The organism is Pseudomonas sp. o96-267 (assembly GCF_003935465.1).
GTDB classification, from domain to species: Bacteria; Pseudomonadota; Gammaproteobacteria; order Pseudomonadales; family Pseudomonadaceae; genus Aquipseudomonas; species Aquipseudomonas sediminis.
Window position 1 is genome coordinate 1 of the sequence record NZ_RHQP01000025.1, and the last position, 25576, is coordinate 25576.

Below are 25576 nucleotides of genomic sequence, written 5' to 3' on the forward strand. Positions count from 1 at the left end.
CAATTCAACGATGGGCTACCGCCTGCGGTGGCCGAGGAAAAACTTAACCCACTGTCCGGGATGGGTTGACCACTACACGGTAACTAACTGCGCGTACAGGACAGCAGAAACCAAGGGATGTGGAAATGACAAACTTCAGCGTGGAAGGTCTGCTGGCATACCGCTCTTTTAAGGCGGGCACGGCAAGCTCCGTTATTCAGTACAACGTCGATCAACCCAAATCATCACCTGGCCTACAGGGTATTGGCACTGATATCGGCGTGAAGGTAACCCTCTCTCCCGCAGCCACGAAGATATCCTTGCTACTCAAGAGCGAGTCCGCGGGTAAGGCCAGCGCGGCAGTTGGCTTCGACGAGTTTCTGGAAAGCAACCACCAGCAGATCAAGGCTCATGGCAAGAATGCCGACCTCTTCAAGGAAGTACCTCAGGACCCGAGCCCAGAACGGCAAACGCTGGCCCAGCAAGCGGCCAACTATCTTCTCAGCCATCATTACGGTGAAGAGAAAATCCATAGCCGTCGCTCGGCAGAAAACCCGTTCGCAGCACTGGACCGGGTCACGCTTTCAAAAATCTCCTTCGATGACTCAGGGCTGTTTACTGCGGCAGAGCGCCAAGTCGCGTTTCTGGAAATGACCAATCGCGACCTACAGCACCGCAATGCCACCTATGACCTGGCCGACGAGCTGCAACGGCAAGACGGCTCCGTCCCATGGGCCCAGGTAACCGCCTTTCTGCGCGACGCGCAGTTGATCGGCACCATGAGCGAGGGAGAGAAGGCCTGGAGAGACTGGCCACCAGCAGCAGAGTTGGAGGCCTATGCAGCGTCGATGCTGCGCAATGACCCCAGCCGGGAGCCAACCCTACCGGAATATCAGAACCTGAATAATCAGGACAAACCCATCCTGGCCTTCATGGTTGGCAAAGATGGCTCAGGGAAATGGAAGAACGTCGCGATTGAAGAACTGGCCTCGGACACCTTGCCCCTCAGGCTCATCCATTCCCTGATTGAAAAGAACAAAGCCACCCAGCCCGAACACCCGTGGCTATCGCTCTATCTCAGTATCGACAATCTGGGGAAATAAGGGGTTCGCGCGGCAACATAGCCCGAATGCAATCGGGCTTGTTCGAGGCGAACCGCCGTGATGTCCCAGCCAGATCATCCGTAGGGTGTGCCGCGCGCACCGATGCAACGGCGCCATTAGGCTAATTCCCGGTGCGCAAGGGGACGACCCCGCGCCTCGTTCTCACGCCTGCATCGTCCAACCATGCACACCCATCGCCGCCTGGCGCCCTGCCTCCGAGCGGGTCGGGTGGGGGTGGCAGGTCAGCGCGATGTCCTCGGCCGAGGCGGAGAACTCCATGGCTACGCAGTACTCGCCGATCAACTCGCCAACGCTCGGGCCGATCATGTGCACGCCGAGAATCTGGTCGGTGTTGGCGTCGGCGAGGATCTTCACGAAGCCTTCGGTCTCGTGGTTGATCTTTGCCCGGCTGTTGGCAGTGAAGGGGAACTTGCCGACCTTGTAGGCGCGGCCCTCTGCCTTCAGCTCCTCCTCGCCCTTGCCGACACTGGCCACTTCCGGGCGCGTGTAGATCACCCCGGGTATGACCCCGTAGTTGACCTCTGCCGCATGCCCGGCGATGCGTTCGATGCAGGCCACGGCCTCGTCTTCGGCCTTGTGCGCCAGCATCGGCCCGGAGGTGACGTCGCCGATTACCCACACGCCCGACACGCCGCTCTGGTGCCTTTCGTTGGCGAGCATGCCGCGTTTGTCGGTGTTCAGGCCGACGCTCTCCAGCCCGAGTCCTTTGGTATACGGACGCCGACCGATAGCCACCAGCACGTAATCTGCTTCCAGCACTTCAGCCGCGCCGCCTGCCGCCGGTTCCAGCGTCAGGGTCACACCGGACTTGCTCGTCTTAGCGCCGGTAACCTTGGCACCCAGCTTGAAGCTCATGCCCTGCTTGCCCAGTGTGCGTTGCAGGGTCTTGGCCGTCTCACCATCCAGGCCGGGGCAAATGCGGTCGAGGTATTCCACCACGGTCACCTCGCTACCCAGCCGACGCCATACCGAGCCAAGCTCCAGGCCGATCACCCCGGCGCCGATCACCACCAGGTGCTTCGGCACCTCGGGCAACGACAGCGCGCCGGTAGAGTCGAGGATGCGCGCGTTATCGATGCTTACGCCCGGCAGCGGTGTCGGTTCGGAGCCGGTGGCGATGACGATGTTCTTCGTCTCCAGCAGGCGCTCGCCGCCTTCGCTCAGTTTGACCTGTACACGCCCGGGGCCGTCGATACGTCCCCAGCCCTTGACCCATTCCACCTTGTTCTTGCGAAACAGGAATTCCACGCCCTTGGTCAGCGCTTCGACGCTGTCGGCCTTCTGCTTCATCATCTGCACCAGGTTGAGCGTCGGCGTGACCTCAACACCCAGGGCACTGAGCTCACCACCGGCAGCGGCCTCGTAGAGTTCGGACGCATGCAGCAACGCCTTGGACGGCATGCAACCGACGTTCAAGCAGGTGCCACCGAGGGTTTCGCGGCCCTCCACACAGGCCACCTTGAGCCCCAATTGGCCGGCACGAATCGCCGCGTTGTAACCGCCAGGGCCGGCGCCAATGATGACCACGTCATAGCTGCTCATTGCTTTGTCCTCGAATCAGGGAAGTTTGCCGGCCACCGCAGCCGTGACGACCTGGCGGGTGCGCAGAAGGTGGAAGAACAGAAACGCCAGCACGGCGAACAGTGCGTTCAAGGCAACCATAGGCCAGGCCGAGCTATCCTGCAGGGCGCCCAGCAGCAGGCCGGCCAGGGTGGCGCCGGCCATCTGCGAGAAGCCCATCAGCCCCGCCGCCAACCCGGCACGCTGCGGATTGGGAATCACCGCACCGGCCACGGCGGCCGGCAGCAACATGCCGCCGCCCAGCGTCACCAATACCTGCGGCAGCGACAGCCCCAGAAGCGACAGGCCAAACAGCAGGTAGATCGCCAAGGTCAGCAAGGATCCGAACAGCACGAGCGCGACACCGATGCCCACCACCCGCTGCGGCCCCAGGCGCTGCACATTGCGCAGGGTGAACAGCGCACCGCCGAGCAGGCCGGAAACGACCAGAGCAAAAGTCAGCCCATATTGCGCGGCGCTCAGCCCCAGCAGGCCGATGTACACCGACGACGAGCCGGCCACCACGACGAACATCGAGCCGTAGGTGCAGGCAATGGTTAGTGCCAGCGCGCGGCAACTGGGCCACACCAGCCGGTAACTGGCCCACAGGCCGTTGAGCCGGCCAGCCTGGGGATCGCGCTGCAGGTGCGTCTCGCGGTAGCGGGTGAACACGGAGAGCAACGCCAGGCTACCAAGCACCACGGTCGCCAGCAGTGGCGCGCGCCAGCCGCCGTATTGGGTCAGCAGGCCACCGACCACTGGCGACAGCACGATGGCCGCAAACATGCCCCGCACCGTCAGCGCCAGGGCCGGCCCCGCCTGCTCCTGCCACACGTCACGGACGATGGCGCGCGCCAGCGCCAGCACCCGCGCCGCACCGGCGCCCAGCCCCTGCAGCACACGCATGCCGATCAACACCTCGATGTTCCGCGCCAGCAGCATGCCCAGGGTGGCCAGCAGATAAAGGCTCAAACCGCTGAGCAACACCGGTCGCCGCCCGAGCCGATCCGACAGCGGGCCCAGCACCAATTGCCCCAAGCCGAAAGCGCCGACGAACAGCGACAGCGCCAGCAGGCTGCTGCCAGGCTTGGCCTGCAGCCCACGTTCCAGCTCACCCAGGGCGGGAATCAGTAACTGCGTGGACGTCTCTCCCAGCGCGGTGAGCAGCATCAGAATGATCAACAGGACGCGGGAAGGCTGCATGACAAGGCTCCGATCGACAGCGACTGGCGGTTGTTTATATTTCAACCATAATATGAAATATTAAATGTCGTCCATCATATATATTCGGAGCCCGTATGACTGCTTTATCTCGAGACGCCCGCCTCGCCACCTGGATCGCCGAAGAACAGGCCATTCGCAATCAACTCGCTGCCCCGGGCACCCTCAGCCTGACGGAAGTGGCCGCCATGTCGCCGATGGATTTCTTCGACGGCATCGGCCGCGGCGACCTGCCCTCCCCGCCGATCAACGCCGTGCTCGACTTCACTCCGGTGCAATGGGCCAGCGGCCTGTTCGTGTTCCAGGGCTCGCCGGATCAGCGCCACTACAACCCGCTGGGCAGCGTGCACGGCGGCTACATCGCGACCCTGCTCGACTCCTGCATGGGCTGCGCCGTACATACCTTGCTCAAACCGGGGCAGGGCTACACCACCGCAGACCTGCGAGTGAGCTACATCCGCGCGCTGCGCAGCGAGACCGGACCGGTGCGCGCGGAAGGCCGGATCATTCATGTCGGTCGCTCCACCGCCTTGGCTGAAGGGCGTCTCTATGATGTCGACGAACGCCTGTATGCCGTTGCCTCCACCACTTGCCTGATTCTCGATATGAATGCGCCGCGCCAGAACAGCGACGCCAGTGTAAGATGACAAGCACCATTTGATAGACAGACGAGGCCCGCCATGCGCTATTCGGAAGACCACAAGGCCAAGACTCATCAACGCATCATCGAAGAAGCGGCCCTGCGTTTTCGCCGCGATGGAGTCGGGGCCACCGGCCTGCAGCCACTGATGAAAGCGCTCGGCCTGACCCATGGCGGTTTCTACGCGCACTTCAAATCCAAGGACGACCTGGTCGAAACCGCGCTGCAGCACGCCGTACAGACGCTGGAAAGCAGCACAGCCGAGTCGCTGGAAGGGGCCGAAGCGCCGCTGCAGACGTTCATCCAGCATTACCTGTCCAGCCTGCATCGCGCCAACCCTGGCGCTGGCTGCCCACTGCCGACCATCTCTGCAGAGCTCGGCCAGCGCGGCGAACCCAGTGCCACTAGCGATGTGATCGTGCGCAACCGCCTGGCGCTGATCGAGAACAACCTGAAAGGCGAAGACGCGAAAAACGAAAGCGTACTGATGCTCTCGGCCATGGTCGGCGCCCTGCTGCTGTCGCGCAGCGTCAAGGATCCTGAGCTATCCGACCGCTTGCTGAAAACCACCCGTCGCCTGCTGATCGAGCAGGCGCAGGACGCGTAGTGACAAGGCTATGCCTGAGTTAACTGTGCACCCGTAGGAGCGGATTTATCCGCGAAATTCGCGGCTGAAGCCGCTCCTACAACGTCACTCACGTGCACATAGCCAATAACGAGACTGCTTCAGACTCACTTGTAGCGCGCAGCCGCCTGGTTGCGCGACAGGTTCGGCCCCAAGGCAGCGCGGGCAGCGACGAAGGCGTCCCAGTCGGCTGCATTCGGCAGCGAGGGTATGGTCACCAGTTCGCCCTGATCGAAACCAGCCAGCGCTGCATCGACCATCTCGCCCACCTCCATGATCATCGACGGCGGCAGCGCCGACGCATCGGTGCCGCTGCGCTCCCAGATTTCGGTGCGAGTCACGCCTGGCATCACCGCCTGCAGCTGAACACCCGAACCGCGCAATTCGCCAGCCAGGGTCTGGGTAAGGCTCAGCACATAAGCCTTGGTCGCGCTGTACACGGCGTTGAACATTTCCGGTGCCAGCGCCACCACCGAACCGAGGTTGATGATGCCGCCACGCCCAGCTGCTGAGAAATTGGCTGCAGCTGCGGCCGCCAGACGCGTCAAGGCCACCACGTTGAGCTGGATCATGGTCTCGGCCTGGTCAAGATCGGCGGACGCCAATGGACCGTTCATGGCGACCCCAGCGTTGTTAACCAGCAAAGCGACATTCGAGTCCTCGCGCAGACGCTTTTCTACCTTGAGCACATCGGCCTTGAGGGTGAGATCCGCCGGCATCACCTCGACCGCAATGCCGTACTCGGCGCCCAGGCGCTTGGCCAGGGTCTGCAGGCGCTGAGCATCACGCGCCACCAGCAGCAAGTCATGGCCGCGCCGGGCCAGGCGCTCGGCATACGTGGCGCCGATGCCAGACGAGGCTCCGGTGATCAGGGCAGTTCCGAGGGCGGATTGGGCATTCATGGCAAGTCTCCAGGGGGTGTGATGAGTGAGAGGGCATCCTCTCACCTATAAGATTACAGTCGTAATTTAAAAATCATATTACGACCATAATCAAACTAATCAAGCACAGCGTTGGAAAAGCATCACAGCAGCCGCCAGACGGTTGCGCACCAAGTTATGGCTGTTTTTGTCCTTTTGGTCAGAAAAAGGTGCACCAATAGCACTGGAGCGAACCTGAAAATTCCGCGCATCCTTTTGATTTGCAAGGGATATGCACAATCAAGAGAATTGGCGCCGTTTTTGCTCTAGCAGCACCAGCCTGACCAGACGGACAGGTTTAAAAACGCCGGGAGCGATTTTTGACGTCGGCTCCGCAAGGGCAACCGCCATGAATGGCAGGCAAAAAAACCATAACGACACGTCTTAACCACCAGGAGCTTTCATGAATCGCACTCTCTCTTCGCTGGCACTGGCCGGCGGTTTGCTGGCCGGCGGCCAGGCCATTGCCGGTGACCTGATGCAGTGGCAGAACAACAGCCTGACCTACCTCTATGGCCAGGACTTCAAGATCGACCCGGAAATCCAGCAGACCATCACCTTCGAGCACGCCAGCGGCTGGAGCTTCGGTGACCTGTTCCTGTTCGTCGACGTGATCAAGTACAACACCGACGCCACCAACGGCGCGGGTGACGGCCATACCTTCTATGGTGAATTCAGCCCGCGCTTCTCGCTGGGCAAGATCACCGGTGCCGACTTCTCCTTCGGGCCGATCAAGGACGTGCTGATCTCCACCACCTACGAGTTCGGTGAAGACGACGTCGAGTCCTACCTGATCGGCCCGGCGGTCGACCTGGACATCCCCGGCTTCGATTACTTCCAGCTCAACACCTACCTGCGCACCACCGACGGCAGCCGTCCCGGCAGCAACGTCTGGCAGATCACCCCGGTGTGGAGCTACACCATCCCCGTCGGCGAATCGGACATCCTCATCGACGGTTTCATGGACTGGGTGGTGGACAACGACAGCAACCGCCGTGGCGACTACCACGCCAACCTGCACTTCAACCCACAGATCAAGTACGACCTGGGCAAAGCGCTGAAGTGGGGCGAGAAACAGCTCTACGTCGGTATCGAATACGACTACTGGAAGAACAAGTACGGCATCAAGGACGGCGGATTCGTCAGCGAGAACTTCGTAGGTTCCACCGATCAGAACACCGCCAGCCTGCTGGTCAAAGTGCACTTCTGATCGTTTGCCCCCCGCCTGAATGGCCAAGGTCGCAGCCACTTGCGACCTTCTGCCAATGCCATCGACCAGCCTGGCGTGGTTAGCTGCACGGCATCACCAGACCTTCACCCAAGGATGGACGATGCCACCGCGTATCCTGCTGCTTACCTGCCTTGCCATGCTGGCCTTTGCCGGCAACTCGCTGCTGTGCCGTCTGGCGCTGCGTGAAACCGACATCGATGCCGCCAGCTTCACGGCTATCCGCCTGCTCGCTGGCGCGCTGACGCTCTGGCTGTTGCTCAGGCTGAGGCAGGCCAGGCAACCCATCGCCGGTAACTGGCCAGGCGCACTGGCGCTGTTCACTTACGCCGCGACGTTTTCCTTCGCCTATCTGCAACTGGATACCGGCATCGGCGCCCTGCTGCTGTTCGGCTCGGTGCAATTGAGCATGCTGCTCTGGGGCTTGCTGCGTGGCGAACGCCTGGGGCTGGGCGCCAGCCTCGGCACGGCGCTGGCGACGGCCGGCCTGCTGGCGCTGCTGCTACCCGGCGCCAGTGCGCCACCACTGCTGGCGGCCTTGCTGATGCTGCTGGCCGGCATCGCCTGGGGAGCGTACTCGCTGTTTGGGCGTGGCCAGGGTGATCCGCTGGCCGTGACCGCCGGCAATTTCCTGCGTGCAGCCCCCTTGGCCCTGCTGCTGGCGCTGGTGCTGCTGCCACACCTCGACTGGGACGGGCCAGGCCTGTCCTACGCCGTGCTGTCCGGCGCCCTGACCTCCGGCGTTGGCTACGCCATCTGGTACAGCGCCCTGCCAGGACTACGCGCCAGCCAGGCCGCCACGGTGCAACTGAGCGTGCCGATTCTCGCCGCTCTCGGCGGCAGCCTGCTACTGAGCGAAGCGCTGTCTCTGCGCCTGACCTTGAGTGCCGTCGCCGTGCTCGGCGGTATCGCACTGGTGCTGGGCAGCCGGCAACGTGCCGGGAGCTAATGGCGCGCACTGCGGTCTTCTATCCTGAACCCATCAAGTCCAGGGAAGATCGTCATGCCTCGCCTGCTCCGTCTCTGTCTGATCAGCCTGCTCGCGGCCAGCCTGGGCGCCTGCGCCAGCCTGAGCAATCGTGATCCGCTACGGGTCGACCTCGTCGGCCTGGAACCTTTGCCCGGTCAGGGCCTGGAAGTGCGTTTCGCGGTCAAGCTGCGAGTGCAGAACCCCAATGACAGCGCGGTGAGCTTCAACGGCGTGGCGTTGGATCTGGACGTAAACGGCCAACCGCTGGCCAGTGGCGTCAGCGACCAGAGCGGCAGCGTGCCACGCTTCGGCGAGACGGTACTGAGCGTCCCGGTGAGCATTTCGGCGTTTTCAGTGGTGCGTCAGGCCTGGGGCGCGGCCGGCTATCAACCCGGCCAGGAAGTGCCCTACGTGCTGCGCGGAAAACTCGCCGATGGCCTGTTCGGCACGCGTCGCTTCAGCGACAGCGGCACCCTGAACTGGCCGCAACCGCCAAGCCCCTACTGATGCAGGGGCCAGCGGCGCGTTTGGCGCGGATCAGGCAGCCTGACGGCTGTTGCGCGAGGCGACTCGGCGGTGACAGGCGTCACCGAAAGCCTGGAAGATCTTCACCGAATCCGGGTTCTTCGCCGCCTGCCATTCCGGGTGCCACTGCACCGCGAACAGGAAGGGCGACAGGCTCGGCGCGTGGATCGCCTCGATCAGACCATCCTCGGCGGTGGCCAGCACTTCCAGCCCCTTGCCCAGGTTGCGAATGGCCTGGCCGTGCAGGGAGTTGACCTGAATCTCTTCCTTGCCCATCAGCTCGGCGAACCAGCTGCCAGCCACCGGACGCACGCTGTGGCTGGGCGCGTACTGCACCTCGACCGGGTCATCGGGATTCTCGCGATGGTCGTTGAAACCCGGCTCGGCGTAGACCTTCTGGTAGATGTCGCCACCCAGCGCCACGTTGATTTCCTGCATGCCGCGGCAGATACCGAAGATCGGCAGACCGCGAGCGATGGCGGCACGGATCAACGGTAGATCGAACAGGTCGCGATCGCGGTCCTGGCCTTTGTTCGGCGTCTCGTTTTCCTGGCCATAGAGCGCCGGGTCGATGTTGCTGCCGGCACCGGTCAAGTACACGCCATCAGCCATGTCCAGGTACTGTTCGAGGTCGTCGATGCCACAGCAGGTGGGCACCAGCACCGGCACACAACCGGAGAACTCAACCAGGGGCTGAATGTATTTGTGGGTCATTACCTGATAGTCGTGGCCCTTGCGCTCTTGAGCGCCCATGGACATCAACACGACGGGCTTGCGGAGATTGTTCTTGCTGGGGGTGTTGCGGATCTTGTTGTCGGACATACGTCACCTTGGGACAGGCCGGGCCTATCGTTGCTGTGCAGACCGCTGGCCAGCAGAACACTCTGCTGTAACACGTGCGGCCTGTTTGGCTAACCCCGCGCACCGAGACTCATCCTGAGCCTGAGTGCCGCCTTCCGACGGCGGCTCGAACCGGGTCAACTCTATCCAGAGAGGGGCTGCAGCGATGCTGCCCGTTACCCGGTTCGGCAACGGAATCTGCAGCCAGTCTGCCCGAGCCGTAAAATATGTCAAACAAATCTACTCGAGATTTTCTGATACCTCATTGTTTGCATATCAAGTGAACGCCCATAAAATGGCGTTTCAAGGGTGATTCAGGCAAACCACCCCCGGCAATAAGTCCAATATTTAAAACACCCACATCTCAGTGGTTCCAAGTCCTAGAGCGGCGCCAACGCACAAAACCCTATATAATCTGCGGTTTATTCCTGCTCACCGAGGACAAGCCTTGACCGCTCTGCCGCCCTGCCCCAAATGCAACTCCGAATACACCTACGAAGACGGCACGCAGCTGGTCTGCCCCGAATGTGCCCACGAGTGGAAAGCCGGCGAGAGCGCCGAGAACAGCGATGATGCGCGCGTGATCAAGGACTCGGTCGGCAACCTGCTGCAGGACGGCGACACCATCACCGTGATCAAGGATCTCAAGGTCAAAGGCTCGTCGCTGGTGGTCAAGGTGGGTACCAAGGTGAAGAGCATCCGCCTGGTCGACGGCGATCACGATATCGACTGCAAGATCGATGGCATCGGTGCGATGAAGCTCAAGTCCGAGTTCGTCCGCAAGGTCTGATTTACACCTGCCCTGAGCAACTGGTGTCGATGCTGCTGGACGGACGCTCGACACCATTGCCGGCGATCCCACCCAGCGAGCGCGCCCAGGGACAGGGGCGCGTGCTACTGCACCGGCAGGAAATTCAGCAGAAAAAGGCTCTGGGCGTAGTTGGCGCCCATCCGCCGGTAACGCTCTTCCAGCACATGGGTGAGCAGATCGAGGCGCGCCACCATCTTGCCGAACTCCACTGCATAGCTGAGGTTGTTGCCCTGCTCGGAGAACTCGTTGGATAGCAGCATCGGCTGGCCCGTGGCGTCACGCCGTTGCGAGAGCATCCAGCCGGCCTTCTCCAGATTGCGCGCGGCGTTGTGGATGAACTGCGCATTGAAGCTGTCGGTCAGGTAGAACTCGGTGCGCCCACCGTGAGCCGTCACCAGCATGCTGCCGATGGCATAGGTGAAAGCTGCCACGCGGTCGCCCTGAAATGCCGGGCTCAGCGAATAATCCAGCGCAGCGACATCACGTCGGCCGCCCAAGGTTGGCCAGTCCTGGTTATGTTCGATGGCGTACTGGATAGCGCGCTCGGCAGCAGCGGCGTCGGGCAGGGAATTCTTGCGCCACTCGCGTGGGTTACGTTGATACAGCTTGTTCATCAGCCGATAGAGGCTGTTGAGGTTGTTACGCATGGCCAGGGTTGCCATGCGATCGACGTCCGTCTGCAGCACCTCGGCAGGTTTGAGCGGATTGCGCGTGTGCAGGATGGAATCGTTATCCAGACGACCACTGCAGCCGCTGAGCAGCAACAGCACAGCCAGCCCTGGCAGCACTAGCCGCTGCAAAAATACCGAGTTGTTGATTGGCCTGCCGTGTGCAGCAGACGCTGGCCTCGCTCCCATGCAGAGGTTCCCTGGCTGGCACGCGCCCCAATGGCGCGCGCAACACTCAGAACCTCAGTAAAGCGCAAAAATTCCACGCTGCCTGTGCCCTGGCGCATAAATCGTGCCGATCAACGCACGACACGGCAGGAAAATGCGCCTGCTCAGGCCGGATTAGCGGCCCATTGCTCCAACCGCGTGACGCTTTCGCGGTACGGCTTGAGGCTCTTGGCCAGGAGGATGATCGACGTCGACACTGCCAGGGTGGTGATGATCAGCAGCGAATAGCGCAGCGCGGCGTCATCGGCGAAGACGAAGTCGGTGACCAGCGCCACGGCGGTCGGCCCCACTCCAAGGCCGATCAGGGTGATGACGAACAGATAGATGGCCGACGCCTGGCCGCGCATCGAATTGGGCATGATTTCCTGGATCGCCGCTGGCGCCACGCCGAACGGCATGCTCAGGCAGAACACCGTGGGGGCCATCAGCACACTGGCCCAGAATGCGCTGTCCACCAACGGATACAGCACCACCATGGGTAACGCACCCAGGGCCGCGTAAAGGCCGACACGCATGTTGGCATCGCTGCGCCCGCGCTTGGCCATCCAGTCAGCCAGTCGCCCACCGAAGACGATCCCCAGGCAACCGAACACCGCAACGATACTGCCGTAGACGATGCCGACCTGGCCGGCATCCCAACCGTGGGTACGGATGAAGAAGGTCGGTATCCAGGCGGCGCTACCGTAACCGGCGAAGGCCAAACCGGCGAAGCCGAAATTGTGCAGCAGCACGGTACGTCGATTGGCACGAATGTAGCGCCCCACTTCACTGAGCGGCACCGCCACCCCAGCACCGGCGCCACGCCGAGCAGGCTCCTTGACCGCGAACATCAACAACGTGAACAGCACGCCAGCGATACCCAAGATAAGGAAGATCAGTTGCCAGGGGCGTACCTCGCCCAGCAGCGGCAGGGTCACATCACCCTGCGCCGAGGCAAACTGGATGACCAGGCCGCCAACCAGAAAGGCCAGGCCCGAGCCGAGGTAGACGCCCATGGAATAGACGCTGATGGCCGTGGCCCGGCGCTCGGCGGGAAAGCTGTCGGCAATCAGCGAATAGGCGGCGGGCGACAACGCCGCCTCGCCCACACCCACGCCGATGCGGCACAGGAGGAACTGCCAGTACAGCTTGGCCATGCCGCAGGCGGCGGTAGCGGCGCTCCAGAACAGAATGCCGACAGCGATCAGCCCGCGCCGGCTGCGGGTGTCGGCCACACGGCCCAGCGGAATGCCGCACACGGTATAGAACAGAGCGAACGACAGGCCCATCAGCAGGCTCATCTGCGTGTCATTGATCGCCAGATCGCGGCGAATGGGCTCGACCAGCAAGTTGAGAATCTGCCGATCAACGAAGGACAGGACATACGCCACCATCAGGATGGCAACAGTGGTCCAGGCTCGGGCACTGGAGGGATAGCCGTTATTGTTGTTATGCACGGACGCTCTCCTCGGCACCGCTTAGGGGTGCTTCTAAAAACGTAGGCGAGGCAGTCAGCGCAATACCGATGGCGGCCCCGCAAAAACAGGCGAAAAACGCTCGGAGTCGCGCTCGACTTTACGAGTTGTAAATGAGCATTTGACCGGGCTGGCGTTCCAGCCTGTTTTTAACGCAGCGATGACAACGCAGATAGTTTTTAGAAGTGCCCTTGACGCGATGCGCGACGGTTGAAAGAAGCGCCAGCTTAGGACGATATAAACGGCAGTGAGTATCGCTCGAAGGTGTTATCAGATCGGCGAATGCTTCATACCCGCCGAGGCGAATGGCTCACCCCGACGGTCAACGAGCCCTCAGACCATGACGGGCGCGCGCTCGCACAACACCTTCAACGCCGCCGCCCAGTCAGGATGATCGTTCAGGCAGGGAACCAGCTGCAGGCTTTCGCCACCGGCCTCGACGAACTGCTCGCGGCCACGGTCGCCGATCTCCTCCAAGGTCTCGATGCAGTCGGCGACGAAGGCCGGGCACATCACCAGCAGCTTCTTCACGCCCTGCGCCGCCAACTCGTCGAGACGCGTCTCGGTGTAGGGCTCGATCCACTTGGCGCGCCCCAGGCGCGACTGGAAGCTCACCGACCACTGCTCCGGGCGCAGGCCCATGCGCTGAGCGAACAGCTCGGCGCTGCGCAGGCATTGCGCGCGGTAGCAGTTGGCGAGTACCGCGGGCGAAGCGCTGCGGCAGCAGTCGTCGCCTTTCAGGCAGTGACCGCTGGGATCGAGCTTATGCAGGTGACGTTCCGGCAGGCCGTGGAAGCTCAGCAGCAGGTGATCGAATTCCTGCTCCAGGTAAGGCTTGGCACTAGCGACCAGGGCGTCAAGATACTCCGGCTGATCGTAGAACGGCGGCAGCGTGGACAGGCGCATGTCCAACCCACGCTCACGCACCACCCGCTTGACCTCCTCGATCACCGTGGTGGTGGTGCTGTCGGCAAACTGCGGATACAGCGGCGCCAGGGTCACTTCACGAATCCCCTGCGCGGCCAGACGCTGCAGGGTCGACTCGATGGACGGTTCGCCATAACGCATGGCCAGTTCCACCGGACCCTGGGTCCACTGAGCCTTCATCGCTTCCTGCAGACGGCGGCTGATCACTACCAGCGGCGAACCGTCTTCCCACCAGATCGAGGCATAGGCGTGCGCCGATGCCGCAGGACGCTTGATCAGAATCAGCGACACCAGCAATCGACGCAGCGGCCAGGGTAGGTCGATCACGTAGGGATCCATCAGGAACTGATTGAGGTAACGGCGAACATCGGCTACTTCGGTGGACGCGGGCGAACCCAGGTTAACCAGCAACAATGCGTGATCGGTCATGCGAAATCCTAGCTATTGGTGGCCCAGTAGATCGGCTAGTGCCACATCCAGATGGGTGAAACGAAAACTGAAACCTGCCTCCAGCAGACGCGTCGGCACGGCGCGCTGACCGCCCAGCAGCAACTCGGACATCTCGCCGAGTGCAGCGCGCAGGACGAAGGCCGGCGCCGGGAAAATGGTCGGGCGGCTCAGCGCCTGGCCCAGCGCTTTGCTGAACTCGGCATTACGCACCGGTAGCGGCGCGCAGGCATTATAAGGACCGCGAGAATCTCCGTGCTGCAAGAGAAAATCGATCAGGCCGATTTGATCGGCGATATGAATCCAGGGCATCCACTGCCGGCCATCACCAATCCGGCCGCCAACACCAAGCTTGAACGGCAGCAACAAACGCTTGAGCATGCCGCCGTCAGGGCTCAGCACCAGGCCGGTGCGCACCAGCACCACACGAACCCCCAACTCCTCGGCGCGTTGTGCAGTTTCTTCCCAGGCCCCACACAGCTGCGCGGCGAAATCATCGGTGACCTGCGGCGTATCTTCACTCAGCTCACGTTCACCGCCGTTGCCGTACCAACCCACTGCCGAGCCCGACAGCAGCACTGCGGGGCGCTGCTGGCGCCGTTGCAGCCAGGTCAGCAACTGCTCGGTCAGACCGATCCGGCTCGACCACAGCAACGCCTTGCGCTTGCTGCTCCAGGGACGGTCGGCGATGGGGGCACCGGCCAGGTTGATCACCGCGTCCAACGGCTCTTCAGCCAGCTCCTCGAGCCGGGCAATGCCTCGAACATTGGCCCCACAAAGGCGCGCGACCTTGCTTGGCTCACGGCTCCAGACGGTCAGGCGGTGGCCCTGCTCGGCCCAGTGTGCGCAAAGCGCTCGCCCGATCAGACCGGTACCGCCGGTCAGCAGGATATGCATGGCATCGTCCTCGCATGGCAATGGAAGAAACTTCACCTTTAGTCTGGTTCATGACGCGCACACGTGCCTTTATTGATTGCCGTGTTTGTCCTAAACCTAAAGCAAGGGAGCGCCGCTTTCGGCGACAGCTGTACATGAAAACACTCTTGTATAGCTTTTGTCCAAGTCTTAGCCTGTAAAGCATTCAGCGCTGACGAGGTAACCATGAACGCACCCATCGCCATCATCGGCACCGGCATCGCAGGGCTATCGGCCGCTCAGGCCCTGCACGCCGCTGGCCGGGACATCGAACTGTTCGACAAGAGCCGTGGCAGTGGCGGGCGCATGGCAAGCAAGCGCAGCGACGCCGGCAGCCTGGATCTTGGCGCGCAATATTTCACCGCACGTGACCGCCGCTTCGTCGAGGCGGTACAGCAATGGCAGGCCCGCGGCTGGGTCGCCGAATGGCAGCCGAGCCTGTATAACGCCCAGGACGGCCAGCTCAGTGCCTCGCCGGATGAGCAAGTGCGCTGGGTCGGCTGCCCACGCATGAGCGCCATCACCCGCGCCATGCTCGGCGCGCTGCCGGTCAAATTCAGCTGCCGCATTACCGAAGTGTTCCGTGGCGACCGCTACTGGAGCCTGCTCGATGCCGAAGGCAACAGCCACGGCCCTTACAGCCACGTCATCGTTGCCACCCCCGCCCCACAAGCCAGCGCCCTGCTGGCGGCCGCACCGAAATTGGCTGGCGCCGCAGCGAGCGTGATCATGGACCCTACCTGGGCGGTCGCGCTGGGTTTCGACAGTCCCCTGGACACTCGCGACGAGGGCTGCTTCGTGCAGGACAGCCCGCTTGGCTGGCTGGCGCGCAACCCGAGCAAACCTGGCCGCGACAACCATCTCGACACCTGGGTGCTGCACGCCAGCAGCGTCTGGAGCCGGCAGAATCTCGATCTGCCCAAGGAAGCGGTGATCGAACAGTTGCACGGCGCCTTCGCCGAGCTGATCGGCTGCGCCGTGCCGCCGCCGAGCTTCACCCTCGCCCATCGCTGGCTGTATGCACGCCCGGCACAGGCGCATCAGTGGGGGGCACTGGCCGATGCCGATCTGGGCCTGTATGCCTGTGGCGACTGGTGCCTGTCGGGGCGGGTCGAAGGCGCCTGGCTCAGCGGCCAGGATGCTGCGCGTCGTCTGCTCGAGCATCTGCAATGAGCCAACCCAACAACAGGCATGAAAAACGCCGCCTCAACCCGCGCAAACTGCTGCTGTCGAAATGGACAGCCGCGCAGCCGCAGAACCGCGAGCGTCATTTCCTGGTGACCGAACTGATCCGCGACGAGCAAGACAACATCCTCGGCGTCGAGCTTCAGGCGGTGCTCACGCAACGCAGCCAGCAACTCGACTGGCGCCAGTTGCAGGACAGCGAACGCTGGCTGCAAGGCTGGCGCTGACCCTCCCGTGATACCTGGCGGCAGCACCCTCGGCTGACGCCGCCTGCATGCACAGAAAAACCAATACCAAACCTATACGAAGTATTTGACTTGTATAACTGCGCACCTATGATAGACACAAGTTGTACATGGATCACTTCATGTACAAGGTCTAATGAGGTCAGGTTATGCAAGCGAGCAAAGCCAAACTGGGCATCAGCGCCTGCCTGCTGGGCGCCGAAGTCCGCTACAACGGCGGCCACAAGCTGTCACGCCTGTGCAGCCGCAGCCTGACCGAACACTTCGATTTCATCCCGGTCTGTCCCGAAGTCGGCATCGGCATGTCGATCCCTCGGGAGCCGATTCGCCTGGTCGGCGATCCACAAGCGCCGCGCGCCGTCGGCACCGTCGACCGCTCGCGAGACGTCACCGATGCCCTGGCCGCTTATGGCGAACGCATGGCCAACGAGGTGCAAGGCATCAGCGGCTACATTTTCATGCAGCAGTCGCCCTCCTGCGGCCTGGAGCGGGTCAAGGTCTACCAGGAAGGCGGACGCCCGAGCGAGCCGGGCCGCGGCATCTTCGCCGCCGCCTTCTGCGCGCGGCATCCAGATCTGCCGGTGGAAGAAGACGGTCGCCTCAACGACCCGGTCCTGCGCGAGAACTTCATCACCCGCGTTTACGCCCACGCCGAATGGCAACGCTTGCTGCTGCAGGGTCTGACGCGCCGTTCACTGATCGCCTTCCACTCGCGCTACAAGTACCTGCTGATGGCCACCGATCCGGTGCGCTACAAGTCGCTCGGGCGCATGCTCGGCGACCTCAGCCAGCACGACCTGGGCGAGTTGGCGCCGCGCTATTTCAGCGAACTGATGAGCGCGCTGAAGAAATGCGCCACCCGTGGCACCCACAGCAATGTGCTGCAGCACCTGAGCGGCTACCTCAAACGCACCCTGAGTGCCGATGAGAAGCAGGAGATGCAGCAACTGATCGGTCAATACCGCGAGGGCATCGTGCCGCTGGTGGTACCGCTGACGCTGCTCAAGCACCACTTCCGCCGTCACCCGGATCGCTATATCGCCGAGCAGGCGTATCTGCAGCCGCACCCCGAGCCACTCAGCCTGCGCAACGCGCTGTGATGCCATGACCAGCGAAACCATTGCCGAAGAAGAAACCGGCCACGACTACCGCCAGGCGCTCGATGAGGGCTACCTGCCGATCCGCGAGGTAGCCCGCAGCACCGGCATCAACGCCGTGACCCTGCGTGCCTGGGAACGCCGCTATGGCCTGATCGTGCCGTACCGCACACCCAAGGGGCACCGCCTCTACTCGCCGGCCAACCTCGTGCGCATCAACGCCATTCTCGCCTGGCTGGCGCGCGGCGTTGCAGTCGGCCAGGTCAAGGCGCTGCTCGACCATGAGCAGGTGTCGCAAGCCACTCATACCGATACCTGGTCACGTCAGCGCAACGAACTGCTCGGCTGCATCGCCCAGCTCAACGAGCGACGGCTCGACGACCGCTTCAACTCGGCACTGGCGCTCTACCCAGCCAGCACTCTGGTGGAACAACTGCTGTGGCCGCTGCTCGGTGATCTGCGCCAGCGCTGGCAAGGCCAATTCGGCGCACGCGCCGAGCAGGTGTTCTTCCTCTCCTGGCTACGCAGCAAGCTGGCCACTCGCATTTATCACTGCAATCGCCAGGGCGGCGGCGCGCCGCTGCTGCTGATCAACCTCGGTGAGGCGTCAATGGAGCCGGGCCTGTGGCTGTGCGCTTGGCTGGCCAGCGCCAGCGATTGTCCGGTGGAGGTCTTCGATTGGCCGCTGCCGACCAATGAACTGCTGACGGCGCTGGAGCACATCGCCCCGCGCGCCGTGCTGCTGTACGCCGAAGAAGCGCTGGACGGCGCCCTGATACGCCGCCAGTTACCCCGTCTGGCCGAACAATGCCGGGTGCCGCTGCTGCTCGCCGGCCCCGCCGCTCACATTCACCGCGACTCGCTGACTGACCTGGAGTCGGCCAGCGACCCGCTCGCCGCGCACGCCTGGCTGCTGCGCCATGGCTTGCTCGGCACCCAAGAGGTAACCCCATGCAGCAACTGATGTGGTTTCGCAGCGACCTGCGCACCCAGGACAACACCGCCCTGAGCCGCGCCATGAGCAGCGGCGCGACCATCGCCCTGTATCTCGTCACGCCCGGCCAGTGGCAGCGCCATGACGATGCCGCGAGCAAGGTGGACTTCTGGCTGCGCAACCTGGCGGAGCTGGGCAAGGCCCGGGCGGCGCTCAATGTGCCGCTGCTGGTGCGTCATTGTGACGACTGGAGCGAGGCGCCGGTGCAGGTCGCCGAGGTCTGCCATGAACACGACATCAGCGCCGTGCACGTCAACGAGGAGTACGGCGTCAACGAAAGCCTGCGCGATCAGCAGGTCTGCGCCTACCTCGGCCAGCAGGCCATCGCCTGGCACAGCCACCTCGATCAGCTGTTGTTCAAACCTGGCAGCGTACTGACCCGCTCCGGCGGCTACTTCCAGGTCTACAGCCAGTTCCGCAAGGTGTGCTACGAGCGCCTGCACACGGCCCTGCCGGCATTGATCACCCCACCGAAGGCGCAAACGCCGCTGGCCATCAACAGTGAGGCGATACCCGAAACCACAGAGGGTTTCGCCACACCCAGCGCCAGCCTGCGCCTGCTCTGGCCCGCCGGAGAGGAGGCTGCCCTGCAGCGCCTGCAGCGCTTTAGCGAGGAGCAGGTCACCTACTACAAGGACGAACGCGACTTCCCCGCCAGGCCTGGCACCAGCCAGCTGTCGGCCTATCTGGCCGCCGGCGTCGTATCGCCGCGCCAATGCCTGCATGCCGCGCTCGCGGCCAATCAGGGCGAGTTCGACAGTGGTAACCCAGGCGTCGTCACCTGGATCAACGAGCTGCTCTGGCGTGAGTTCTACAAGCACACACTGGTCGGCTACCCACGGGTATCGCGCCACCGTGCCTTCCGCCTGGAAACCGAGGCGGTGCCATGGCGCCACGCCCCGGAAGACCTGGCCGCCTGGCAAGAGGGCCGCACCGGCCTGCCGATCATCGATGCGGCCATGCGCCAACTGCTGGAAACCGGCTGGATGCACAACCGCCTGCGCATGATCGTCGCCATGTTCCTGACCAAGAATCTGCTGATCGACTGGCGCGAGGGCGAGCGCTTCTTCATGCGTCACCTGATCGATGGCGACCTGGCGGCGAACAACGGCGGCTGGCAATGGAGCGCCTCCACCGGCACCGATGCAGCGCCGTACTTCCGCATTTTCAACCCGATCAGCCAGTCGCAGAAGTTCGACCCCGAAGGCCAGTTCATTCGCCAGTGGGTGCCAGAGCTGGCCGGGCTGAACAAGCGCGATATTCATGACCCATCCGCACTGGGCGGCTTGTTCGCGCCCGCCGGTTATCCACGCCCGATCGTCGATCTGTCGCGCTCGCGTGAACGCGCGCTAGCGGCGTTCAAGAACCTGTCTGCGCGGGAGGTTCCGGCATGAGTGCATTCCTTCACGATTTCGCCGAGCGCTTCGCCGCGCTGAACAAGGACAACCTCGATCTGCTCGGCGAGCTGTACAGCGATGACGTGCTGTTTCGCGACCCGCTGCATGAGGTGCACGGCCTGACGGCGGTACGCCGCTATTTCGCCGAGCTGTACGCCAATGTGGAAGCGCTGCATTTCGAATTTCACGGCTTCGATCAGGTCGCCGAAGGCGAAGGCTACCTGCGCTGGACCATGCGCTATCGCCATCCGCGCCTGCGCGGCGGCGCCGAGATCGCCGTCGAAGGCTGCTCGCACCTGCTCTGGCGCGAGCGCGTCTATCAACACCGTGACTACTTCGATGCTGGCGCACTGCTCTACGAACACCTGCCGCTGCTCGGCAGCGTGATCGCCTGGTTGAAGCGGAGGCTGGCATGAAACGTATCTGGCTCACTGGCGCCAGCAGCGGTATCGGTGCCGCACTGGCCGAGGAGTTGCTCAAGGCCGGCCATCAACTGGCGCTGAGCGCACGCAGCAGCGGCCCATTGCAGGATTTCGCCGCGCGCTATGGCGAACAGGTGCTGGTCGCTCCCGGCGACCTGACCGACGCCGAGCAGGTGCGCGCGATTGGCGAGCGCATCGCTCAACAGTGGGGCGCGCTGGATTGCGTGATCCTCAACGCCGGTACCTGCGAATACATCGAGGTGCGCCAGTTCGAGGCGGCGATGATCGAACGCGTGGTCAACGCCAACCTGTTCGCCGCCAGCTACTGCATCGAGGCTGCCCTGCCCTTGCTGCGCCGAGCGAACCGCCCGCACCTGGTCGGCGTCGGCAGTTCGGTCACTTTCCTGCCGCTGCCACGCGCCGAGGCCTACGGTGCGTCCAAGGCGGCGATGCGCTACCTGATGCAGACATTGCGCATCGACCTGGCGGCAGAAGGCATCGACGTCACCCTGGTCAGTCCTGGTTTCGTCGATACCCCGCTGACGCAGAAGAACGACTTCCCCATGCCCATGCGCTGGCCGGTGGAGCGCGCCGCACGGCACATCGCCGCACGCCTGGACAAGCGCCCGCACGAGATCGCGTTCCCCACCCCCTTCATCGCCATCCTGAAACTGCTCGGCAGCCTGCCCAGCAGCCTGCAACTGGCCATAGGTCGCCGCTTGGCGCGTAACGAGGACAACGCATGAAAATCGCCATCGTCGGCAGCGGCATCGCCGGCCTGACCTGTGCCTACCTGCTCAACCGCCAGCACGACATTCAGGTGTTCGAAGCCAGTGACTGGATCGGCGGCCACACCCACACCGTCGACGTAGAGGTGCAGGGCCGCAGTTACGCCATCGATACCGGCTTCATCGTCTTCAATGACTGGACCTACCCCAACTTCGTCCGCCTGCTGGGACAAGTCGGCGTCGGCTTCAAGCCCACCGAAATGAGCTTCTCGGTCAGCGACCCCACCACCGGCGTGGAATACAACGGCCATGACCTCAACACCCTGTTCGCCCAGCGCAGCAACCTGCTGTCGCCGGCGTTCTGGGGCATGCTGCGCGACATCCTGCGTTTCAATCGCCAGTCGCTGAACGACCTGGCCAACAACCGCATCGACGCCGACACCACCCTCGGCCAGTACCTTGAGCGCAACGGCTACGGCCGCCGCTTCATCGAGCATTACATCGTGCCGATGGGCTCGGCCATCTGGTCGATGTCGCTGGCCGACATGCTCGGTTTCCCGCTGCAGTTCTTCGTGCGCTTCTGCAAGAACCACGGCCTGCTCTCGGTCAGCGACCGCCCGACCTGGCAGGTGATCGAAGGCGGCTCACGCAGCTATGTGGCACCGCTGACCGCCAGCTTCGCCGAGCGCATTCGTCTCAACTGCCCGGTCAGCCGCGTCGTCCGTGATCAGGACGGCGTCACCCTGCACAGCGCAGCCGGCAGCGAACGATTCGACAAGGTGATCTTCGCCTGCCACAGCGACCAGGCCTTGGCCCTGCTCGATCAGGCCAGCGAAAAGGAATGGGAGATTCTCGGCGCCTTGCCCTATGCCAACAACGACGTGGTGCTGCATACAGACACGCGCCTGCTGCCCAAGCGCAAGCTGGCCTGGGCCAGCTGGAACTATCGTCTGGGTGGGCCGTGCGGGTCGCTTCAGAGCGTAGCGAGCGAAGGTCAGGCAAGGCGAAATCCGGCGAGGGAGCGCAGTTTACTCGGCGTAAATGAGCATCCCGAGCCGGATTTAAACGCAGCATGGCCGAGCGCAGTAGCTCTGCAGCGATCCGCCGATCAGATGGCGGCCGTGACCTACAACATGAACATCCTGCAGGGCATCGACAGCGATACCACCTTCTGCGTCAGCCTCAACCAGACGGCCGCCATCGACCCGAGCAAGATCCTCGCACGCTTCCAATACGCTCACCCGCAATACAGCCTGGCCGGCACCGCCGCGCAGGCGCGCTGGGAAGAGTTGCTCGGCGCCCAGCACAGCTATTACTGCGGCGCCTACTGGGCCAACGGCTTCCATGAAGACGGTGTGGTCAGCGCGCTGCGCGTGGCGCGCGCCTTCGGAGAGACGCTGTGATGCACAGCGCCCTGTACAGCGGCTGGGTGCAGCATCGTCGCTTCGCCCCGCGCGCCCATGCCTTTCACTATCGCATGGGCCTGCTGTATCTCGATCTGAGTGAGCAGGCGCAGCTGTTCGCGTTGTCGAAGCTGGCCGGCTCCGGTCGCTTCGCGCCATTCGCCTTTCGCGAAACCGACTACCTGCCCGAGTCCACCCGCCAGGGCATTGCACTGCACGAGGCGGTGCGCAATCGCGTGGAAGAAGCACTGGGCACACGCCCGCAAGGCCGCATCTGCGTGCTGACGCAACCACGCAGCTGGGGTCTGGCCTTCAACCCGGTGAGCATTTTCTACTGCCATGACAGCGAAGAACGCCTGGTGGCGATTCTCTGCGAAGTCAGCAACACGCCCTGGCGCGAGCGCTATCACTACGTACTGCCGGCTGAGGGCGACGGGCGTCACCAGGTCAGCGTGGACAAGGCCTTCCACGTGTCGCCCTTTCTGCCGCGCGAGATGGAATACCGCATGAGTTTCAGCCCTGTCGGTGAACGCCTTGGCGTGCACATGGCCGACTGGCAAGGCGCAACCAAGATGTTCGATGCCAGCCTCAGCCTGCAGCGCCAGGCGCTCGACCGCGCCAGCCTGCACCGCTATCTGCTCAGCTTCCCCTGGATGACCGGCAAGACCGTGGCCGCCATCTACTGGCAGGCCCTGCGCCTGCTGCTCAAGCGCATCCCGATTTTCGACCACTCCCCCGCGGAAGGCAGCTTCCGCGTTGCCCGCCCGTACGTGAAGGACACGCCCCATGAAGAGCTCTAGCCTGACCTCCACCCGAAGCCTGGTACGCAGTGGCAATGGCATCGGCGCCGGCCTGCTGCGGCGCGCCGTACTGCGCCAGCTGGAAAACCTGCGCCATGGCCTGCTGCTGATCCAGGAAGGCAGCGATACCCTGCATTTCGGCACGCCGCAGAGCGAGCTGCGCGCGGAGATCCGGGTGAGCGATCCTGCCGTCTGGGGGCTGGTGGCCGGCAATGGCTCCATCGGCGCCGGCGAGGCCTACATCCACGGCTACTGGAGCACGCCGGACCTGACGGCGGTGATCCGCATCTTCGTCGCCAACCTCGACGTACTGGATGCCATGGAAGGCGGCCTGGCGCGCCTGGGACGGCCGCTGATCCAGGGTCTGCACTGGCTCAATCGCAATACTCGGCAAGGTTCGCGGCGCAACATCGCCGCGCACTATGACCTGGGCAACGACCTGTTCGAGCAGTTTCTCGACCCGACCATGATGTACTCGGCAGCCATGTTCAGGCGCGAGGATGACAGCCTGGAGAAGGCGCAACTGAACAAGCTCGAACGCATCTGCCAGAAGCTGGCCCTGCAGCCGTCCGATCATCTGCTGGAAATCGGCACCGGCTGGGGCAGCATGGCGCTCTACGCCGCAACCCACTACGGCTGCCGGGTGACCACCACCACGCTGTCGCGCGAGCAGTACGCCTACACCGAGCGGCGTATCCGCGAGCTGGGCCTGGAGGGCCGCGTAACCCTGCTGCTGGAGGACTATCGTGACCTCGAAGGCCAGTACGACAAGCTGGTTTCCATCGAGATGATCGAAGCCGTTGGCCACCGCTACCTGCCCACCTATTTCGAGCAGTGCGCGCGCCTGCTCAAGCCCGAAGGGCTGATGCTGCTCCAGGCCATCACCATTCGAGACCAGCGTTACGAGCAGGCCTGCCGCTCGGTGGACTTCATCCAGCGCTACATATTCCCCGGTGGCGCCCTACCCTCGATGCAGAAGATGCTCGACGTGGTCACCCGCCATACCGACTTCAACCTGCACCATATGGAAGACTTCGGTCTGCACTACGCGCGCACCCTGCGCCTGTGGCACGACAACCTGCGTCAGGCCCGCCAGCGCCTGGAGCAGCTGGGCTACGACGATTACTTCTATCGCCTGTGGGAGTTCTACCTCTGCTATTGCGAAGGTGGCTTCCTCGAACGCACCATTGGCACCGCGCAACTGCTGCTGGCCAAACCGGCCGCTCGCCCTGCGCCACTGTTGGGAAACTTCGATGCCTAAGCTGATCGCCAATGCTCTCCTGTTCCAGCTCGGCTGGCTCGTCTGCGTGTTCGCCGGCGATGGCCCCTGGCTGCTGGTAGTGGCGGCGATCATCGGCGTGCACCTGCTGTGGGTCAGTAGCTGGGCGGCGGAAGGCAAACTGCTGCTCAGCGTATTTCTCGCCGGCAGCGCGCTGGACAGCTTTCTGCTCAACCTCGGGGTGTTCGACTTCGGTGAACCGCGCCAGTTGATCCCGCTATGGCTGGCCCTGCTCTGGCTGTTGCTGGCCAGCACGCTCAATCACTGCCTTGCCTGGACCGCGCAGCCCTGGTGGCGCGGCAGCCTGCTGGGCGCGCTTGCCGCACCGCTTTCCTACTATGGCGGTGCCAAGATCGCAGGCGTCACCCTGCCGCTCGGCACCTGGCCGACCCTGGCGATACTTGCGTTGGTCTGGGCGCTGGTGATGCCGGTGCTGCATGGCTTCGCCAAGCTGTACCGCGGGCAATACGAGCAGAGCCTGCGTAGCCGGCGCTCGGCCTAGGGTGGCGCTGTGCGCCTGTCAGCCCAAGCCCCTGATCGCCACGGCGTGGCGTACACTGCCGCGCCATGAGCGAGACCATCCCCCATACCCAACTGCCGACCACTCCCGAAATCAGTTGCAGCACCTGCGCAGCCTGCTGCTGCCAACTGGAAGTGATGCTGTTCGGCGACACCGGCGTGCCACAACGCTACATCGATACCGACGACTGGGGTGGCGAGGTCATGCGCCGCCTGGACGACGGCTGGTGCATCGCACTCGATCGCGACACCATGCGCTGCACCATCTACGCACAACGCCCGCTGATCTGCCGCGAGTTCGAACTCGGCGCCGCCGAATGCCTGGAAGAACGGCGCGGCATTGCCACCGCCTACAGCCAGTAACATTTTATGTATGAATTTTAATGCTGAGTAAGTGCATTTCTATAAATACATAACGATCAACC

General features: G+C 63.2%; 27 protein-coding genes. 19 read left to right on the forward strand and 8 right to left on the reverse strand.

The features are described 5' to 3' along the window. Positions 1-125: 125 nt before the first annotated feature. On the forward strand, positions 126-1082 hold the full coding sequence (locus tag EGJ86_RS16785) for a hypothetical protein (protein ID WP_125835871.1): 957 nt from the start codon (positions 126-128) through the stop codon (positions 1080-1082). Positions 1083-1244: 162 nt separating this feature from the next. Here EGJ86_RS16785 and lpdA read toward each other — a convergent pair whose 3' ends face one another. Both lpdA and EGJ86_RS16795 read right to left on the reverse strand, forming a co-directional pair. Beyond that, positions 1245-2645 (reverse strand): dihydrolipoyl dehydrogenase, encoded by a 1401-nt coding sequence (gene lpdA, locus EGJ86_RS16790; RefSeq protein ID WP_125835872.1) that lies wholly within the window; start codon positions 2643-2645, stop codon positions 1245-1247. Positions 2646-2660: 15 nt separating this feature from the next. After that, the gene (locus EGJ86_RS16795) at positions 2661-3866 is read right to left on the reverse strand and encodes an MFS transporter (protein ID WP_125835873.1); all 1206 of its coding nucleotides are present in this window, start codon (positions 3864-3866) and stop codon (positions 2661-2663) included. Positions 3867-3961: 95 nt separating this feature from the next. Between EGJ86_RS16795 and EGJ86_RS16800 the strand changes: the two genes are divergently transcribed. Both EGJ86_RS16800 and EGJ86_RS16805 read left to right on the forward strand, forming a co-directional pair. After that, on the forward strand, positions 3962-4531 hold the full coding sequence (locus tag EGJ86_RS16800; RefSeq protein WP_125835874.1) for a PaaI family thioesterase: 570 nt from the start codon (positions 3962-3964) through the stop codon (positions 4529-4531). Positions 4532-4564: 33 nt separating this feature from the next. Continuing rightward, complete coding sequence (locus EGJ86_RS16805) at positions 4565-5131, forward strand: TetR/AcrR family transcriptional regulator (protein WP_125835875.1); 567 nt, start codon at positions 4565-4567, stop codon at positions 5129-5131. A 125-nt stretch (positions 5132-5256) separates the two neighbouring features. Here EGJ86_RS16805 and EGJ86_RS16810 read toward each other — a convergent pair whose 3' ends face one another. Next, entirely contained in the window at positions 5257-6051 is a 795-nt protein-coding gene (locus tag EGJ86_RS16810) for an SDR family oxidoreductase (RefSeq protein ID WP_125835876.1), read from the reverse strand. Positions 6052-6472: 421 nt separating this feature from the next. Here EGJ86_RS16810 and EGJ86_RS16820 point away from each other — a divergent pair, with 421 nt between their 5' ends. The 3 genes from EGJ86_RS16820 (at position 6473) to EGJ86_RS16830 (ending at position 8774) form a co-directional block, all read left to right on the forward strand. Then, positions 6473-7279 carry an outer membrane protein OmpK gene (locus EGJ86_RS16820; RefSeq protein WP_125835877.1) on the forward strand — a complete coding sequence of 269 codons (807 nt, stop codon included), beginning with the start codon at positions 6473-6475 and terminating at the stop codon, positions 7277-7279. Positions 7280-7400: 121 nt separating this feature from the next. After that, positions 7401-8246 (forward strand): EamA family transporter, encoded by an 846-nt coding sequence (locus EGJ86_RS16825; RefSeq protein ID WP_125835878.1) that lies wholly within the window; start codon positions 7401-7403, stop codon positions 8244-8246. A 54-nt stretch (positions 8247-8300) separates the two neighbouring features. Continuing rightward, complete coding sequence (locus EGJ86_RS16830; RefSeq protein WP_106732881.1) at positions 8301-8774, forward strand: LEA type 2 family protein; 474 nt, start codon at positions 8301-8303, stop codon at positions 8772-8774. 30 nt (positions 8775-8804) lie between these two features. Here the strand turns inward: EGJ86_RS16830 and EGJ86_RS16835 are convergent, their stop codons facing one another. Beyond that, positions 8805-9614 (reverse strand): gamma-glutamyl-gamma-aminobutyrate hydrolase family protein, encoded by an 810-nt coding sequence (locus EGJ86_RS16835; RefSeq protein ID WP_106732880.1) that lies wholly within the window; start codon positions 9612-9614, stop codon positions 8805-8807. Positions 9615-10080: 466 nt separating this feature from the next. Between EGJ86_RS16835 and EGJ86_RS16840 the strand changes: the two genes are divergently transcribed. Beyond that, positions 10081-10422 (forward strand): zinc ribbon domain-containing protein YjdM, encoded by a 342-nt coding sequence (locus tag EGJ86_RS16840; RefSeq protein WP_125835879.1) that lies wholly within the window; start codon positions 10081-10083, stop codon positions 10420-10422. A 104-nt stretch (positions 10423-10526) separates the two neighbouring features. Here EGJ86_RS16840 and EGJ86_RS16845 read toward each other — a convergent pair whose 3' ends face one another. The 4 genes from EGJ86_RS16845 to EGJ86_RS16860 all read right to left on the reverse strand — a co-directional run bounded on the left by EGJ86_RS16845 (position 10527) and on the right by EGJ86_RS16860 (position 15064). Continuing rightward, on the reverse strand, positions 10527-11300 hold the full coding sequence (locus EGJ86_RS16845; protein ID WP_256672464.1) for a hypothetical protein: 774 nt from the start codon (positions 11298-11300) through the stop codon (positions 10527-10529). Positions 11301-11443: 143 nt separating this feature from the next. Continuing rightward, positions 11444-12775 (reverse strand): MFS transporter, encoded by a 1332-nt coding sequence (locus EGJ86_RS16850; RefSeq protein ID WP_125835880.1) that lies wholly within the window; start codon positions 12773-12775, stop codon positions 11444-11446. Positions 12776-13126: 351 nt separating this feature from the next. Beyond that, a complete protein-coding gene (hemH, locus tag EGJ86_RS16855; RefSeq protein WP_099522336.1) occupies positions 13127-14149 on the reverse strand; it encodes a ferrochelatase in 1023 nt (340 codons plus the stop codon). A gap of 12 nt (positions 14150-14161) precedes the next feature. Beyond that, positions 14162-15064, reverse strand: coding sequence for a TIGR01777 family oxidoreductase (locus tag EGJ86_RS16860; protein ID WP_125835881.1), 903 nt, complete (start codon positions 15062-15064; stop codon positions 14162-14164). Positions 15065-15268: 204 nt separating this feature from the next. Between EGJ86_RS16860 and EGJ86_RS16865 the strand changes: the two genes are divergently transcribed. From EGJ86_RS16865 to EGJ86_RS16925, 12 genes are all read left to right on the forward strand, one after another. Next, a complete protein-coding gene (locus EGJ86_RS16865; protein WP_125835882.1) occupies positions 15269-16255 on the forward strand; it encodes an NAD(P)/FAD-dependent oxidoreductase in 987 nt (328 codons plus the stop codon). Continuing rightward, on the forward strand, positions 16252-16494 hold the full coding sequence (locus EGJ86_RS16870; RefSeq protein ID WP_125835883.1) for a TIGR02450 family Trp-rich protein: 243 nt from the start codon (positions 16252-16254) through the stop codon (positions 16492-16494). Before EGJ86_RS16865 ends, EGJ86_RS16870 begins: the two co-directional genes overlap by 4 nt. A 167-nt stretch (positions 16495-16661) precedes the next feature. Further along, the gene (locus EGJ86_RS16875) at positions 16662-17612 is read left to right on the forward strand and encodes a DUF523 and DUF1722 domain-containing protein (protein WP_125835884.1); all 951 of its coding nucleotides are present in this window, start codon (positions 16662-16664) and stop codon (positions 17610-17612) included. Between the two features lie 4 nt (positions 17613-17616). Next, positions 17617-18573 (forward strand): MerR family transcriptional regulator, encoded by a 957-nt coding sequence (locus EGJ86_RS16880; RefSeq protein ID WP_125835885.1) that lies wholly within the window; start codon positions 17617-17619, stop codon positions 18571-18573. Further along, positions 18561-19997 (forward strand): deoxyribodipyrimidine photo-lyase, encoded by a 1437-nt coding sequence (gene phrB / locus EGJ86_RS16885; protein WP_125835886.1) that lies wholly within the window; start codon positions 18561-18563, stop codon positions 19995-19997. Before EGJ86_RS16880 ends, phrB begins: the two co-directional genes overlap by 13 nt. Next, positions 19994-20416, forward strand: coding sequence for a nuclear transport factor 2 family protein (locus EGJ86_RS16890; RefSeq protein WP_021488182.1), 423 nt, complete (start codon positions 19994-19996; stop codon positions 20414-20416). Before phrB ends, EGJ86_RS16890 begins: the two co-directional genes overlap by 4 nt. After that, a complete protein-coding gene (locus tag EGJ86_RS16895) occupies positions 20413-21168 on the forward strand; it encodes an SDR family oxidoreductase (protein WP_125835887.1) in 756 nt (251 codons plus the stop codon). The genes EGJ86_RS16890 and EGJ86_RS16895 overlap by 4 nt, the downstream gene beginning before the upstream one ends. Beyond that, the gene (locus EGJ86_RS16900; RefSeq protein WP_256672465.1) at positions 21165-22553 is read left to right on the forward strand and encodes an FAD-dependent oxidoreductase; all 1389 of its coding nucleotides are present in this window, start codon (positions 21165-21167) and stop codon (positions 22551-22553) included. The genes EGJ86_RS16895 and EGJ86_RS16900 overlap by 4 nt, the downstream gene beginning before the upstream one ends. Continuing rightward, the gene (locus tag EGJ86_RS16910) at positions 22553-23353 is read left to right on the forward strand and encodes a DUF1365 domain-containing protein (RefSeq protein ID WP_125835888.1); all 801 of its coding nucleotides are present in this window, start codon (positions 22553-22555) and stop codon (positions 23351-23353) included. Before EGJ86_RS16900 ends, EGJ86_RS16910 begins: the two co-directional genes overlap by 1 nt. Then, positions 23340-24614 (forward strand): cyclopropane-fatty-acyl-phospholipid synthase family protein, encoded by a 1275-nt coding sequence (locus EGJ86_RS16915; RefSeq protein WP_125835889.1) that lies wholly within the window; start codon positions 23340-23342, stop codon positions 24612-24614. The genes EGJ86_RS16910 and EGJ86_RS16915 overlap by 14 nt, the downstream gene beginning before the upstream one ends. Continuing rightward, on the forward strand, positions 24607-25134 hold the full coding sequence (locus EGJ86_RS16920) for a DUF2878 domain-containing protein (RefSeq protein WP_024307118.1): 528 nt from the start codon (positions 24607-24609) through the stop codon (positions 25132-25134). Before EGJ86_RS16915 ends, EGJ86_RS16920 begins: the two co-directional genes overlap by 8 nt. Positions 25135-25199: 65 nt before the next feature. Further along, on the forward strand, positions 25200-25514 hold the full coding sequence (locus EGJ86_RS16925; protein ID WP_125835890.1) for a YkgJ family cysteine cluster protein: 315 nt from the start codon (positions 25200-25202) through the stop codon (positions 25512-25514). Positions 25515-25576 lie beyond the last annotated feature (62 nt).